Origin of the sequence: Paracoccus tibetensis (genome assembly GCF_900102505.1) — a bacterium.
GTDB classification, from domain to species: domain Bacteria; phylum Pseudomonadota; class Alphaproteobacteria; order Rhodobacterales; family Rhodobacteraceae; genus Paracoccus; species Paracoccus tibetensis.
The window spans coordinates 1-14,204 of record NZ_FMVT01000014.1; the positions used below are offsets into that span (position 1 = coordinate 1).

Annotated in this window: 16 protein-coding genes; 6 read left to right on the plus strand and 10 right to left on the minus strand. The window is 64.0% G+C overall.

The features are described 5' to 3' along the window. Both BLP73_RS16290 and BLP73_RS16295 read left to right on the plus strand, forming a co-directional pair. Positions 1-632, plus strand: a 632-nt coding sequence (locus tag BLP73_RS16290) for an integrase core domain-containing protein (RefSeq protein ID WP_139166000.1), incomplete at its 5' end; no start/stop codon positions are given. A gap of 277 nt (positions 633-909) precedes the next feature. Then, positions 910-1,959 carry an IS110 family RNA-guided transposase gene (locus BLP73_RS16295; protein ID WP_175453397.1) on the plus strand — a complete coding sequence of 350 codons (1,050 nt, stop codon included), beginning with the start codon at positions 910-912 and terminating at the stop codon, positions 1,957-1,959. Positions 1,960-2,282: 323 nt separating this feature from the next. Here BLP73_RS16295 and BLP73_RS16300 read toward each other — a convergent pair whose 3' ends face one another. The 5 genes from BLP73_RS16300 to BLP73_RS16320 are packed head-to-tail and all read right to left on the minus strand — an operon-like array spanning position 2,283 to position 6,296. Then, on the minus strand, positions 2,283-4,085 hold the full coding sequence (locus BLP73_RS16300; RefSeq protein WP_090747186.1) for a SulP family inorganic anion transporter: 1,803 nt from the start codon (positions 4,083-4,085) through the stop codon (positions 2,283-2,285). 3 nt (positions 4,086-4,088) lie between these two features. After that, positions 4,089-4,472 carry a rhodanese-like domain-containing protein gene (locus BLP73_RS16305; RefSeq protein WP_217630709.1) on the minus strand — a complete coding sequence of 128 codons (384 nt, stop codon included), beginning with the start codon at positions 4,470-4,472 and terminating at the stop codon, positions 4,089-4,091. Positions 4,473-4,483: 11 nt separating this feature from the next. Then, positions 4,484-5,401 carry an MBL fold metallo-hydrolase gene (locus tag BLP73_RS16310; RefSeq protein WP_090747192.1) on the minus strand — a complete coding sequence of 306 codons (918 nt, stop codon included), beginning with the start codon at positions 5,399-5,401 and terminating at the stop codon, positions 4,484-4,486. Beyond that, a complete protein-coding gene (locus BLP73_RS16315) occupies positions 5,398-5,838 on the minus strand; it encodes a DUF6691 family protein (RefSeq protein WP_090747195.1) in 441 nt (146 codons plus the stop codon). The genes BLP73_RS16310 and BLP73_RS16315 overlap by 4 nt, the downstream gene beginning before the upstream one ends. Further along, positions 5,838-6,296 (minus strand): YeeE/YedE family protein, encoded by a 459-nt coding sequence (locus tag BLP73_RS16320; RefSeq protein WP_090747198.1) that lies wholly within the window; start codon positions 6,294-6,296, stop codon positions 5,838-5,840. The genes BLP73_RS16315 and BLP73_RS16320 overlap by 1 nt, the downstream gene beginning before the upstream one ends. Before the next feature lie 89 nt (positions 6,297-6,385). Here BLP73_RS16320 and BLP73_RS16325 point away from each other — a divergent pair, with 89 nt between their 5' ends. Then, complete coding sequence (locus BLP73_RS16325) at positions 6,386-6,700, plus strand: ArsR/SmtB family transcription factor (protein WP_090747201.1); 315 nt, start codon at positions 6,386-6,388, stop codon at positions 6,698-6,700. 34 nt (positions 6,701-6,734) lie between these two features. Here the strand turns inward: BLP73_RS16325 and BLP73_RS16330 are convergent, their stop codons facing one another. The 5 genes from BLP73_RS16330 to dsbD are packed head-to-tail and all read right to left on the minus strand — an operon-like array spanning position 6,735 to position 11,299. Further along, positions 6,735-7,283: a L,D-transpeptidase gene (locus BLP73_RS16330; RefSeq protein WP_090747203.1), complete on the minus strand. Its 549-nt coding sequence runs from the start codon at positions 7,281-7,283 to the stop codon at positions 6,735-6,737. A gap of 33 nt (positions 7,284-7,316) precedes the next feature. Continuing rightward, positions 7,317-7,952, minus strand: coding sequence for a thioredoxin domain-containing protein (locus tag BLP73_RS16335; RefSeq protein WP_090747207.1), 636 nt, complete (start codon positions 7,950-7,952; stop codon positions 7,317-7,319). Continuing rightward, the gene (locus BLP73_RS16340; protein ID WP_090747214.1) at positions 7,949-8,683 is read right to left on the minus strand and encodes a L,D-transpeptidase; all 735 of its coding nucleotides are present in this window, start codon (positions 8,681-8,683) and stop codon (positions 7,949-7,951) included. The genes BLP73_RS16335 and BLP73_RS16340 overlap by 4 nt, the downstream gene beginning before the upstream one ends. Position 8,684: 1 nt before the next feature. After that, entirely contained in the window at positions 8,685-9,491 is an 807-nt protein-coding gene (locus BLP73_RS16345) for a TlpA disulfide reductase family protein (RefSeq protein WP_090747217.1), read from the minus strand. After that, a complete protein-coding gene (gene dsbD, locus BLP73_RS16350) occupies positions 9,488-11,299 on the minus strand; it encodes a protein-disulfide reductase DsbD (RefSeq protein WP_245686713.1) in 1,812 nt (603 codons plus the stop codon). Before dsbD ends, BLP73_RS16345 begins: the two co-directional genes overlap by 4 nt. 86 nt (positions 11,300-11,385) lie before the next feature. On the opposite strand from dsbD, the gene BLP73_RS16355 reads away from it, so the two are divergent. The 3 genes from BLP73_RS16355 to BLP73_RS16365 all read left to right on the plus strand — a co-directional run bounded on the left by BLP73_RS16355 (position 11,386) and on the right by BLP73_RS16365 (position 14,106). Next, positions 11,386-12,060, plus strand: coding sequence for a winged helix-turn-helix domain-containing protein (locus BLP73_RS16355; protein WP_090747220.1), 675 nt, complete (start codon positions 11,386-11,388; stop codon positions 12,058-12,060). Further along, positions 12,060-13,394: a sensor histidine kinase gene (locus BLP73_RS16360; RefSeq protein ID WP_245686714.1), complete on the plus strand. Its 1,335-nt coding sequence runs from the start codon at positions 12,060-12,062 to the stop codon at positions 13,392-13,394. Before BLP73_RS16355 ends, BLP73_RS16360 begins: the two co-directional genes overlap by 1 nt. Before the next feature lie 91 nt (positions 13,395-13,485). Next, entirely contained in the window at positions 13,486-14,106 is a 621-nt protein-coding gene (locus BLP73_RS16365) for a DsbA family protein (RefSeq protein WP_090747223.1), read from the plus strand. Positions 14,107-14,204: the final 98 nt, after the last annotated feature.

The window sequence follows — 14,204 nt, forward strand, 5'->3', positions numbered from 1 at the left end:
GCATCTCCCGACTACCTGACGTGGAAGGCGACAAGCCGAAGCGGTCGAAGTTCAAGCGCTACCCCATCGGCTTCTTCCACATCGACATCGCCGAGGTGCAGACTGCTGAAGGCAAGCTTTACCTGTTCGTCGGCATCGACCGCACGAGCAAGTTTGCCGTGACCCAACTCGTCGACAAGGCGGACAGGAAGACAGCTTGGGAGTTCCTGCAGCACATGCTCGAGGTCGTGCCGTATCAGGTTCACACCATTCTCACAGACAACGGCATTCAGTTCGCCGAGCAGCCACGGAACCGGAACACCGCCTATTCCCGGCCCATGCGTTTCGACATGATCTGCGAGGCCAACGGCATTGAACATCGCCTTACGAAACCCAACCACCCTTGGACGAATGGCCAAGTCGAGCGAATGAACCGCACGATCAAGGACGCGACGGTCAAGCGCTTCCATTACGATGACCACAACCAGCTCCGCACCCACCTGGCGGACTTCATGGCGGCCTACAACTTCGCACGCAGGCTCAAGACCCTCGGGGGCCTCACGCCCTACGAATACATCTGCAAAATCTGGACATCCGAGCCAGACAGATTCATCCTAAACCCGATCCACCAGATGCCGGGACTGAACACCTAGGCCGTTTCAGAACTGACTCTGCGGCATCCCGTCCTTTGGCCGGGACCGCGCTCTAGGCTCCGGCCGGCTGGCGCCGACCTACGCCCCGAGCCTGTCCCCCTGCCCCTCCTTTGCGCCTGATCCTGCCCGCTTGTCTCGTTCCGAGCCTGCCCGCGCAGGGCCGCAATAGTCGGTTCAGGGGGCCAGTCTCGGCCCTGCGGGTGACATGGGGTGACAACGGTTCTTCGCCCAGCCTTCATAGGACGGTGCATATGGACCTGTCGCAATGGAGGGCAGAATGGACCAGCAGACGCCTGTTACAACCTATGTCGGCCTCGATATCTCACTGGCGGAGACGCATGTCTGCATCGTGGATCAGGATGGAAAGCGCCTTTTCCAAGGTGCTGTTCCATCTGATCCCGATGCGTTAACCAGCATCATCCATGAGAAAGCCCCGGACTGCGCGCGGATCGGTATGGAAACCGGTGCGACGACCCCATGGCTGTGGCGCGCGCTCCGCGCACGTGGATTGCCGGTGATCTGCATGGACGCGCGGCACGCAAAGCGCGCGCTGTCTATGCGCAAGAACAAGACCGACAAGAATGACGCGCAGGGTCTAGCCGAGCTCATGCGGATCGGCTGGTTCAAGGAAGCCAATGTCCGTAGCCCGCAGACGCAATATGTCCGGTCACTATTGTCCGCCCGTTATCAGCTGCGCCTGTCCCGCAAGGACATGCTCAACCAGATGCGGGGTGTCGTGAAGTCCTTCGGCCTCTTCACGGGCAGCACTGCGACCCGCAGGTTTCCAGCCATCGTGCGCGAGATCATACAAGACAACCCGCAGTTCGGTCCCCTGCTGACGCCCCTTCTGGCGGTGCATGACGCTCTGGCCGCCCAGATTGAGGCATATGAGGACGAGCTGAAGAATATCGCCGCCTGCGATCCGGATGCCAAACGCATTATGACCGTTCCAGGCATCGGCTATCTCGTCGCCCTGACCTTCATGACGGCCGTGGATGATCCGACGCGGTTTTCCTCATCCAACAAGCTTGGGCCCTATCTCGGACTGTCCCCAAGGGTGCGGCAATCCGGGGAGGCCAGCTGGTCGGCAGGCATAGGACATGCCCCGGACCGGATGATGCGATCCTATTTGTATCAGGCGGCGACCGTGGTTCTGACCAAGACCGCCAGCTGGTCGGCGCTGAAGGCGTGGGGCATGCGCCTCTACAAGCGCAGCGGGTTCAAGCGCGCGGCGGTCGCGGTCGCAAGGAAGCTCGCGATCATCATGCACGCCATCTGGGTTGGCGGCACGGAATTCGAATACGGCCAGCAGGGAAAGGCGGCATGACCTAGCCCCTTCCCTTCTGGCCCCGCATCATCCGCCTCGGCGGATAGTCCCTGCCGGGACGTTGGGACGCCAACCTCGTAGCGATCGTTGTGACCCGATCACGCGGAGTGACAATGAGGCGGCTCCCTACCGAAGCCCATTCTGCGGCGGCAGTTGCCGACCTCGTAAGGAACCATGTGTCCGGCGGTGATCATTCTGCAGCATCTTACGCAGCGATGCGTGGGCCGGTCAGATACGCGCATTTGGGTAATTTGAGCCCATAGCCGCCTTCCAACTACACGCCGCAGTGCTTATGCAGCATCATGCACCGGCGCCTATAGCGGTCATTCGGAAAGACTAGATGATCTGCCGCTTCGAGACTGGAGTGATGGTTCAGCCGGGGCTGCCAGACTGGTAGCATATGATGTATGCGCCACCGCAGGAGCAAGCGTCTCCAGAGCTTGATAGTGTGACAAGAACACCTCACCCGTAAGGTGATGCAGGAAGTCGCTGCGCTTCAAGCGGTCCATGACGGGACCCTTGACCTCGGACAGGTGCAGGCGAATACCCGCGTCCTCCAGACGATGCATGACCAGTTCCAGACTTTCGAGCGCACTCGCGTCGATGCTGTTGACGGCCGCGCAGTTCAGCACGACGTGGTGCAGTGCAGGACGGGCTGCGACCTCCTGCTGGATGACATTCTCGGTGGCGCGGGCATTGGCGAAAAACAGGCTTTCGTCGATGCGCAGCCCGAGGATCTCCGGCGTGCAGACCACATCGTGTCGCAGGACATTGCGGAAATGCTGCGTACCGGGCACCTGTCCGATCACCGCGACATGCGGGCTCGACGTCGCCCAGAGGTGCAGCAGGACTGAGACGGCGACCCCGGCAACGATCCCCGTCTCGACGCCGCCGCCCAGAGTCACCAGCAGCGTGGTGGCCAGGGCTGCAAAATCTGCACGCGAATATCTCCAGGTCCGGGACAAGGCACCGAAGTCCGCCAGGCTCAGGACCGCTACGATTATGGTGGCCGCCAGAACCGCGATCGGCAGGTGAAACAGCAGCGGCGTCAGGAACAGCGAGGCCAAGGCAATGCCGATGGCCGTGAAGGCGCCCGCCGCCGGGGTCTGGGCACCGGCGTCGAAATTGACGACTGATCGCGCAAAGCCGCCCGTGACCGGATAGCCGGAAGAGAAGGCCGCGGCGAGGCTGGCCATGCCGAGACCGATCAGTTCCTGATCCGGGCTGATGGACTGGCGTCGCTTCGCGGCCAGGGTCTGCGCCACCGACACCGACTCCACAAAGCCGATCAGGGCGATCAGCATGGCGGCCGGTAAAAGGGTGGTCCAGAGCGACAGGTCTAGAGCCGGCAGTGACAGGGGGGGCAAGCCCCGGGGTACGTCCCCAACCACGGCCACGCCCTTTGCGTCGAGACCCAGCCCCACGACGACCAGGATCGAGGCGATGACGACCATCACCGGACCTGTTCGGGACAGAAGGACCGCGATCCCGTCCGGGACATTCAGGGCCAAGAGCGTTGGCTTGAGAGACTTGCGCGACCAGAAGAGGAACGCGGTCGCTGTTGTCCCGATCGCCAGCGTCGGCAGATGCATGTCAGCCAGGTTCTCGATCAGGGAGGGTATCATCTCGAACATGGTATGCCCGTGGGCCTGCGTGCCAAGAATGTGCTTCAGCTGACCAGTCGCGATCAGCAGGCTGGATGCGGTGATGAAACCGGAGATGACGGGGTGAGACAGCAGGTTCGCGACAAAGCCGAGGCGGAAGATCCCCATCGCCAGCAGGATCAGTCCCGACAGAAGCGCCAGCGCCAGCGCGGCCGCGATATATTCCGGGCTGCCGGGTGAAGCGACGCTGCTGGCGGCCGCGGCGGTCAGAAGCGAGACGACCGCCACAGGACCCACCGACAGGGTGCGGCTGCTGCCGAAAAGGGCGTAAACGACGAGCGGCAGGATCGAGGCATAAAGCCCGATGACCGGCGGTAGCCCGGCGATCATGGCATAGGCCAAGGACTGAGGGATCAGCATGATCGTGACAATCACCGCTGCCATCCCGTCGCTGAGGAAGGCGTGCCGATCATAGGCACGCCCCCAGTCCAGGATGGGCAGGTAACGCCTCAGCCTTGCCATGCCTCAGCCCTCGACGGGAAGGCCGTTTGCCTTCCAGGCGGACAACCCACCTTCGATGAGGTCGGCCTCATACCCCATGACGCGCAGCGTATCTGCGGCCAGCGCCGCACGGCCGCCAGAGGCGCAAAGGACATGCACCCGTCCCGTGCCGCGCATACCGATCAATTGCGCCACTGCGGTCGCGGCAGTAGCATCGGCGCGTGTTTCCAGAATGCCGCGCGGCACATGCAGCGCGCCCGGCACGTGCCCGTCCGTTTCCAGTTCCGCCGATTCGCGCACGTCGAGAACAAGATCGCCCTCTTCGGCTGCCCGTGCGGCATCAGCGGGCGAGACCGCCGTCACGCGGCTGCGGGCGTCCTCGACAAGCTGTTTCATGGTCATGGTCATGCTCAGTCTCCTCAGAAGCGGTTGACTGGGATCTTCAGGTAGTTGTTGCCATCTTCTTCGGCCGCAGGCAGGTGCCCGCCGCGCAGATTGATCTGCAACGCGGCCAGGATCCGGTCGGGCAGCGCCAAGGTCGCGTCCCGCTCGTTGCGCAGCTTAATCCAGTCTTCGCGCCGGGTGCCGTCCTTGACGTGACGGTTTTCGGCACGATGCTCGGCCACAGTGGCTTCCCATTCCGGCTCGTCACGCTCGTCGGTGCCGTAGTCGTGGCCCACAAAGAGGCGTGTCTCGCCTGGCAGAGTCAGGATCTCCTGGATCGAGTCCCACAGCTCCTCGGTGGTGCCGCCGGGGAAATCGGCGCGCGAGGTGCCGACATCGGGCTGCATCAGCGTGTCGTGGGTGAAGGCGGCGTCACCGCAGACATAGGTGATCGAGCCGAGCGTGTGCCCCGGCGATAGCATCACCCGGACGTCCAGATCGCCGATCCGGAAGGTCTCGCCGTCGGCAAAGAGCCGATCGAAGTCGCGAGCCGGATCGAAGGCATCAGGAAGGTTGTAAAGACCCGCCCAAATGCTTGCGATATCCGGGGCCTTCTCACCAATGGCGGTGGGCGCGCCGATGCGCTCCTTCAGAAGCGCAGAAGCCATGACGTGATCGGCGTGGGGATGCGTGTCCAGAATCCATTCGACGCTCAAGCCGTTCTGCTGCACCAGGTTCAGGACCTGCTCCATGCTGCCCGTCGAGAAACGATAGTTCTTCGGGTCCAGGTTCCAGACAACATCGATCAGCGCCGCCTTCTTCGTGGCCGGGTCCGCGCAGATATACTGGATCGATCCGGTATCTGGCTCGTAGATGCCCCAGACATCGGGGCTGCTTGGCCCCCGCGACGGCGAGTGGCGCACGACCGGCTGCTGGAGTTTTGAGTTGCTCATGTTGCTGCTCCTTTTGCTTGAAGAAGTCCCAAGCCCTTGATCCTGGCGCCGGCCCACAGGCCAACCAGCATGGCCGGCAGAAAGATCAACGTCCCGGGCGCCATCAGGGGAAGTGCGGTCCAAGCCGGGCCGGGGCAGAAGCCGCCGATCCCCCAGCCAATCCCGAAAAGCGCAGCCCCGGTGACCAGCGGCCTGTCAATGCTGCGGCTCTTGGGAATGTCGAAGGTCTGGTCAAGGACCGGCGCCTGACGCCGCCAGACGAGGCTATAGCCGATGAACGCCGTGACGGTGGCCCCGCCCATCACGAAGGCCAGGCTCGGGTCCCAGCTGCCTGCCAGATCGAGGAAGTTCAGCACCTTGGCCGGGTTGGCCATGCCCGAGATCACCAGCCCCAGCCCAAAGACGAGCCCGCTGAGAAAACCCCACAGAATGCGCATCACAATCCTCCCAGGACGTGGCGAATAAGGAAGACGGTAACAAAGCCCGCCGTCATGAAGGTCGCGACGGCGACCAGTGAGCGCCCTGACAGGCGCGCCAGGCCGCAGACACCGTGGCCCGAGGTGCAGCCAGAGCCGAGAGCAGTGCCCGTGCCGACCAGAAGCCCGGCAATGGCCATAGCGAACAGGTTCTGCGGGACCGTCTGCGTGACGGCTCCGCCCACCGCCATGATGACCAATGGTGCCGCCAGCAGTCCCAGCAGGAACGCCCACCGCCAGTCCCTATCCCGGGGAGCGGCACTGATCGGCACGACCCCGCCCACAGCGCCCTGCGTGATGCCCGCGATCCCGGCGATGCGGCCGAAGAGCCCCATGACCATCACGGCGCTCAACCCGATCAACACGCCGCCGCCAAGGGAAGCCAATGGCGTGAATGTGGTCTCGATTTCCATCTCCATTGCGGCTCTCCATCCTGTTGGCGACACTTGCCTCGCCGCCCTTGCAGCGCTATATATTAACTGATACTAAATCAGTCAAGGCTAATATAATGGAACTGGACGATCAGGCTTCGCAGGTTCTGCAAGAGCGGGCGGACTACGTTGCCGGACGGCTGGCACTGGTCGCCAATGCCAAGCGCCTCTTGATCCTGTGTGAACTGGCCAAGGGTGAGCGCTCGGTCGGCGCGCTCCAGCAGGCGGTGGGCTTGAGCCAGTCGGCCCTGAGCCAACATCTGGCCAAGCTGCGCGAGGCGGGCATGGTGGACACGCGCCGCGAAAGCCAGACGATCCACTATCGGATCAGCGATCCGGATCTCGAGGTGCTGATGGCAGCCCTTTACGAGGCCTTCTGCAAGGACATCTGACGCGGCGGCGTGTCCCGTTTTGCCTGTCCGCCATTCAGATGATCCGGACCTGTGTGCCGACGGGACACATCCCGAACAGCTCCTCGATCTTCTCGTTGTATAGTCCGATGCAGCCATCGGACGACAGCCGCCCGATCTTCCGCGTGTCATGGGTGCCGTGGATCAAGTAGGCTGGCCAGGACAGATACATCGCATGGGTGCCCAGGGGATTGTCCGGCCCGGGGCCCATCGGGCGGTAATGCGGGAAGCGCTCCATCATCGAGGCGGTGGGCGTCCAGCTGGGACCCTTTTTCTTGCGCACGATTTCGGTATAGCCGCGCTTTGTCAGTTCATCCGAAATGGGCACTGAGGTGGGATAGGTCCGGTAGATCTCTCCATCCCCCGACCAGAAATGCAATGCCCGTGAACCGGTATCGGCGACAATGGCACCGAGCCCCAGTTCGTCGAAATGATCCTGCCAACGCTGCATGGTGAAACTGCTGATGTTTCTATCCGGCCCGGATTGCGCCCGCGCCACGACCGGTGCGGCCAGGCCGCCAACTGCGATCAGTCCCATCAGTCGACGGCGTGAAACCTTACTCATCTTCTGCTCCTTCTTAGTTGTGAGAAATCGGGTTCAGGCGCCGGTGCGCGCTGCGGCGATGGCCGCTCGCAGGCGGCCCCGGTCCAGCGCACCAGCGTGAATTGTGCGGCCGATAATGAAGGCCGGGGTACCCTGCAGACCAAGGGCGGCCGCCTGCCGGGCATTGCGGCCCATCAGCCCGTCCCACCGTTGCCGATCCTGTTGATAGCTTTCCAGCATCCTGTCAGGATCATGGCCGGCTGCGGCCAAGATCGTCCGCACGTCTTCCTCAGTCAGGCGTGCAGGCGTTGCCATCAGCGCGGCTTGCGCCGCCGCATAGCGTGCCGGATCTGCTGCCCCCAGCACCATTTGCGCAGCAAGAACCGAAGCGCTTCCGAAGATCGGCCAGTCCTTCATCAGCAGGCGGATGTTTCCATCGGCTTCGACCTCGTCCATGAGATCCGGGTGGCCGCGCTTGCAGAACGGGCACTGGTAATCGAAGAACTCGGCAATGGTGAGATCGCCCTCCGGGTTGCCCAGGACAGGCTGATCGGGATCATGAAGCACGTCGTCGACGCTCGGCTCGCCTGCACGGCCGGACTGACGCAGCAGTGTCCATGCTCCGCCACCAAGCGCCACGACACCGGCGCCAGCACCGGCGGCGAGAAACGTTCTGCGGTCAAGGGTCATGTCGGTCCTCCGGTGGCGGTCGGCATCTCGGCGGCGGGCGGCGTTGTTCCCCGTCCCGACTGCGCTTGCGTCAGAACCACGACCTTGCTCATGCTGCGGGTATTCTCGGCCAGGTGGATGATGTCCTGGTTGAACAGGCGGATGCATCCGGCCGAACTGGCGGTGCCGATCGACTGCGGGTCTGGTGTGCCGTGGATGCGGTAGAAGGTGTCGCCGCCGCTGTTGTGGATATAGAGCGCTCGCGCGCCCATGGGGTTCGAGAGCCCACCCTCGACGCCGGCCGCCGAGGGTCCGTACTGCTCGGGGTTCTCGGCCAGCATACTGTCGGTGGGGGTCCAGCGGGGCCAATCCCGCTGATAGGGAGTATGCGCCTCGCCGGTGAAGCCGTATCCTGCGGCTCCGACACCCACCGTGTAGCGCATGGCCTTGTTATCCGGCTGCACATGATAAAGCCGCCTGGCATGAGGATCGACAATGATGGTGCCGACAGGTTCTTCAGTCCAATAGTCCACCACCTGCCGGGCCTTGTCCTCGGTCAGCAGGCTCTTGGGAATGGCGGGAACGGTCAGGTCGCCATCGTTCTGTGCGTCATACATGGCCGCGGTTTCGGGCCGGACCGGAGGGGGCGCAGGGGCGGCGGGCGGTGGCTCAGTTACATGCGAGGCAGTCTCGCAGGCAGCCACCGCCAGCAAAGCTGTTCCGGCCAGAAATACCCTCAGAAGCTGTGTCATGTCATTCCTTTGCAGTCTTGATCAGGGAGCGGAGTGCGGGGCGGGAGATCTCGCCGGTATGGGCTGCGACCAGCATGTCCTGCTCGTCGAAGACCAAGGTGCTGGGAAGCCCCACGGCGCGCAGCCGGCTCATCAGGTGCCCTTGCGGATCGCGCAGCATCCCGCTCAGCGGCAGGCTCTCGGCCGCAAGAAAAGCAAAGATCTGATCCGGGCCTTCGCCCTGATTGGCGAAGATGAACCTGACCTCCGGCAACTCGGCCGCCAGTTCGGTCATCATTGGCATCTCTCGGCGACATGGTGGACACCACGTGGCCCAGAGGTTCAACACCGTCACCTGGCCCCCTCCGGCCAGCTGGGCGGGCGTGCCGTCCAGAGCAAGAAGCTCCATCGGCGGCAGGCGCATCTGCGGACGGGGCAGCGCCGCCGTGATCGCCTGATGCGCGACGACCGTCCCTGCGACAGCGATCAGGACCGGACGCAGGACTGCGCTGTGCCCTCGCAGAAGGGCCCAAAACAGGACGGCGCCTGCTGCCAGCCACCCCGCCCATGCAGAAAAACCACCCTGCCAGAGCTTGAACGCGTCCAGCGATGATGCAGCGAAGTCGCCCCAGTGGGATATCACAAAGCCGGCTCGTGCTCCCAGGATCCAGGCCAGAACGAGCCAACCGGCCCAAGCCCCAAGGATCCGCTGTTGCTGGCGGCCGTACCGGGCTCCCAACTCCGTTATCACGAGGAACAGCAGGATCGAGGCGACTGCTGCCAGACGGGATGCGTCAAAGGCGAAGGGACCGATGGAGATCGCGTTCATTCGACGACCTTGGCGATAGAGGCGAGAAGATCCGGTGTCTCCACGCCGCCGACAAGACGGCTGCTCTGTGGCTCGGACCGTGCCGCATCCACGAAGATCATCGTCGGCGGACCTGCGGCGGCAAGACTTGCCATCAGGGCCTGCGCTTCGATTGTGAAATCAGTCACGTCCACCTTGATGCGCACCAGGTCGTTCAGGGCGTCCTTGACCTGCGGATCGGACATCGGTCCCCGCTCAATGGCGCGGCAGGTCACGCACCAGTCGGCGGTGACATAGATCAGGGCGGGCTGTGATCCCTGCAGTGCGGCATCGAGTCCGGTTTGCGTGGTCACGGTCTGGAACGACGGCTGATCCGGCGATACCTGCGCCGCTCGCTTAGCCAACGGTGCCAGGGGCCGCATTGGATCATCGGCACCAAGGGCCGCCCCAAGGCCCTGCACCAGACCTGCAAAGATCAGCAGCAGGCCTGCGGCCGATACCATGCGCGGGCCGCGCGTGGTACCCGGTGCCAGGCGGTCCAAAGCGCCGAGCGCGACCCCGCAGCTTGTCAGCAGTGCAGCCCATAGCGCCAGAACAGCAGGTCCCGGCAGGATGCGCCCGGCCAGCCAGATCGCCATTCCCAGGAAAACCGCGCCAAAGGCCAGCTTAACTCGCTCCATCCAGGCCCCCCGGCGGGGCAGGATATGCGGGCCGAAAGCCCCCACCGCCAGCAGAGGCACCCCCTGTCCAAGCCCGAGGGCGAAGAGGGCCGCGGCACCCAAGGCCACGTCACCAGTCTGCGCGATGTAAATCAGTGCCCCCGCCAGCGGTGCCGTCACGCAAGGGCCGACAATGAGCGCCGAGCCGAACCCAAGAACCGCCGCGGCGCCCAACGATCCGGCAGAGCTCGGACGCCGTGTCAGACGGGCCTGCCAGCTTGCTGGCATCTGCAGCTCGAACAGGCCGAACATCGAGAGCGCCAGCATCACGAAAATCGCCGCTATGACGCCGATGGCCCATGGCGATTGCAGCGTGGCTTGCAGGTTGGCTCCAGACCAGGCCGCCCCGACCCCAAGCAGCCCGAAGGCTGAAGCCATCGCGACGACATAGGCACCGGTGAGTGCCAGCCCTCGCCCCGCCGTCATCCCGCTGCCCTGGCGGGTCAGCATTCCGGCGACGATGGGGACCATTGGCAACACACATGGCGTCAGAGACAACAGCAGCCCGAAGCCGAGAAAGCCCAGCAGAACGAGCGCAACGCCGCCCCGGCCAGCCAAGTCGGCCACGAGGCCCTCCTCTTGGGCGAGCTTCAGCCCGTCCTGCCCCTCGGAGGTCGCGCTGTCAGGCGCGCCGGGTTGCGGGGCGTTGCTGTCCGCGCGCCAGGATCCGAAAGCTTCGGCTTCAGCAACCTGTTCGGCACGGACCGTCCCGTCCGTCTCCAGCACCACCTGTTGGGGCGCATAACAGATGCCGTCCTGCTGGCAGCCTTGCCAGTGCAGGGTGACAGCTTCCCGAGGATCGGGGATCGTCGTCGCAATCGGCGTGCGGTAGATCTCGTCGCGCCCCATCCAGGGGTCGTCATAGACCTCACCCTCGGGCAAGATGAGGGGAATGGCTGTTCCGTCAGCATCGAAGGCTTCGATCTTGCTGCGATAGAGGTAATACCCCGGCTGCACGTCCCACACGATCTGCAGGCCACCCGCCGGGTCGGGCGTCACGCTCAGCACGAACGCGTCAGAGGGATCGAGTGGCGGAGCAGGCTGCGCAAGCGCCATACCGCTCCAGAATGTCAACGCGGCCAGCGCCGCCCATAGGATTCGCATCATCATGGTGCTGCGGCTAAGGAGGCCAGCTTAAGCGAGGCTTAAGCTTGGCGCGTCACACCGCCAGACAAGAACGCAGGAAGGGCCCCGTGATGCGGTTGCTGATCGTTGAAGATGATCCGGTACTTTCGGAAGGGCTGTCCGTCGGGCTGGGCTTGTCAGGATTTACAGCCGATATAGTGGGTTCCCTGGCAGATGCGCGCGCCGCACTCGAGCACAGCGAGTTCGCCGGCATCGTCCTGGACATCATGCTGCCGGATGGAATGGGCACCGATCTCCTGGCGGAGATGCGGGCGAAGGGTAACACGCTGCCAGTGCTGCTGCTGACGGCGCGAGACCAGGTGCGGGACCGGGTTGCTGGCCTCGACGGCGGTGCAGACGACTATGTTGGCAAGCCCTTCGATCTTGACGAGTTGGCAGCCCGGATTCGGGCCATGCTGCGCCGGCAGGGTGGCCGGGCAACCCCTGTCCTGCGCTGGAGCGGGTTGGAACTGGACCCGGCCGCGATGACCGCCAGCCGGGACGGCTGCCGCCTACACCTGTCGCGGCGCGAGTTCGCCATCCTGCACGCGCTGGTCGAACATCCCGGCCGCATCCTGTCGCGGGCGCAGCTGGAAGAGCGTCTCTACGGATGGCAGGAGGATGTTGAGAGCAACACGGTCGAGGTGCATGTCCATCACCTGCGCTCCAAACTGGGTCGCGACCTGATCCAGACCGTGCGCGGCCTCGGCTATTGCGTTCCGGCCAGCAAAGGAGGGGCCGACTGATGTCGATCCGCCTGCGCCTCATTCTCATTCTGACACTTGCCACCAGCGCGATATGGCTGTCGGCGGCATTGTGGATCAACGTCTCCACACGTGCGCAGGTCGAGCAGGTGCTCGATGCCCGGCTCGCGGAGGCTGCGAACATGGTCAGCTCTCTCATGGCAGACCGGCGCATCGCACTGGATGAGACCGCGGCGCAGGCCACCATCGCGCTGCCGGGGGCGGGAGAGTATTCGCGCCAGTTGTCCTGCCAGATCTGGTCGCTCCGAGGAAATCTGCTCGGGGCCTCTTCCGGAGCACCTGCGGAAAAGCTGTCCGAGGATGAAGGCTTTGCCACGACCCTGATCGATGGCGAGCCTTGGCGGGTCTTCACCGTGGTTAATTCCAACATGGGAGTGCGGGTCATGGTCGGCGACCGGATCCAGGTGCGCGACCGCTTGGTGGGGGATGTGGTGCAGGGGCTTCTCTGGCCGCTGGTGGTGGTCTTCCCTGCGCTCGCGCTGCTGATCTGGGTCAGCGTCGGCCGCGGACTTGCGCCACTGGCGCATCTGGAAAGCACTCTGCGCAACCGCAAGCCGGACGACCTGAGCCCGCTGGTGGGAGTTGGCGACCCACGTGAGATCCGGCCGGTGCGCCGGGCGCTCAACAGCCTGTTCCAGCGTCTTGACGATGTTCGCAGGACCGAGAGGGACTTCACGGCTTTTGCGGCCCACGAGTTGAAGACGCCCCTGGCCGGGCTGCGGACCCACGCGCAGATCGCCCGGATGACCTCCGATCCAGCAGTGCGCGAGCGGGCCCTGGCCACCATCACGACCTCCGTTGACCGCACCGACCGGATGGTGCGCCAGCTCCTGAACCTGACAGCCATTGATCAGGACGCGGCTTCGGTCGAACGACTGGACGTGGCTGCCCTGCTTTCCAAAATTGCCCAGCAAGCCGAGGATCAGGCACGTCTCCGAGAGGTGCGCCTGGACGTGCAGGCCAAGGGCATCCCGCCACTCGTTGCGCCGCGCATCCTGGTCCACAGCGCTCTGCGCAACCTCGTCGAGAACGCGATCCAACATTCCCCTCCGGGCGGGACGGTCAGGCTGATTGCATCCTGTGATGGAGCATTCGTGGTGTTGAGCGTCCGCGACGAAGGTCCAGGCATCCGGCCTCAGGACCGCGACCGGGTCACGGACCGCTTCTGGCGTGGTCCCGGCCGGGAAGTCCATGGCAGCGGGTTGGGCCTAGCGATCGTTGCGGCAGCCGTCCAGCGCATGGACGGACGGATGGAACTGGGCAGCGGTAGTGGCGGTCAGGAGGTGACAATCGCTCTGCCACTGTCATCCATTTGACCCCCCACATCCCTTAAGCCGCCCTTAAGCTTGGGCGGCCAGCCTCCGACGACCCTGCGCGAGAGCGCGTCGAACTGTCTGAGGATGAAGAATGCACCGTCGAAACTTCCTGATCGCCAGCACCGGCTTGCTGGTCCTGCCCACCGTCGCCCTCGCGGCACGGGACAATCCCATGCCTGAGGAACTGAGACAGGTTCTGGAGCACGACCCGACCGCCCCGGTTCTCGGAAACCCCAATGGCGATGTGACGCTGACCGAGTTCTTCGACTACAACTGCCCCTTCTGCCGCAAGATGGTCGATCCGATCCATCGCCTGATCCTGTCTGATCCAAACCTGCGTGTCGTGTTCCACGAATGGCCGGTGTTCGGAGCGGACTCCGAGGCGGCGGCGCGTGTGTCGCTCGCCTCGCTGCAGCAGGGACGGTATTGGCAGATGCACCGTGCCATGTTCGGCATCCGCGGCCGGGCTGGTGCCGATACCGCAATGCAGGCCGCCAAAGAGGCAGGCCTTGATCTGGCACGTCTCCAGCAGGACATGCAGGCCGAACAGGTGGAGCGACACATCACGAACAGCTTTCTTTTGGGGGATCACATGGGGCTGATGGGCACGCCCAGCTTCATCGCCGGCGACGAGGGAGCTTTCGGCGAGTACAGCTTGGACGACATGCGGGCCTTGATCGGTCGGGCCCGGGAGACCTTGGCACGACCATGATTCAGGATGCCGAGTTGGCTCATGGCGACGCGGAAGTTCCGTCTGCTTTGTTTTGATCCCGCATCAACGCACATCACGATTGAGAGGGGCTTGCTGCG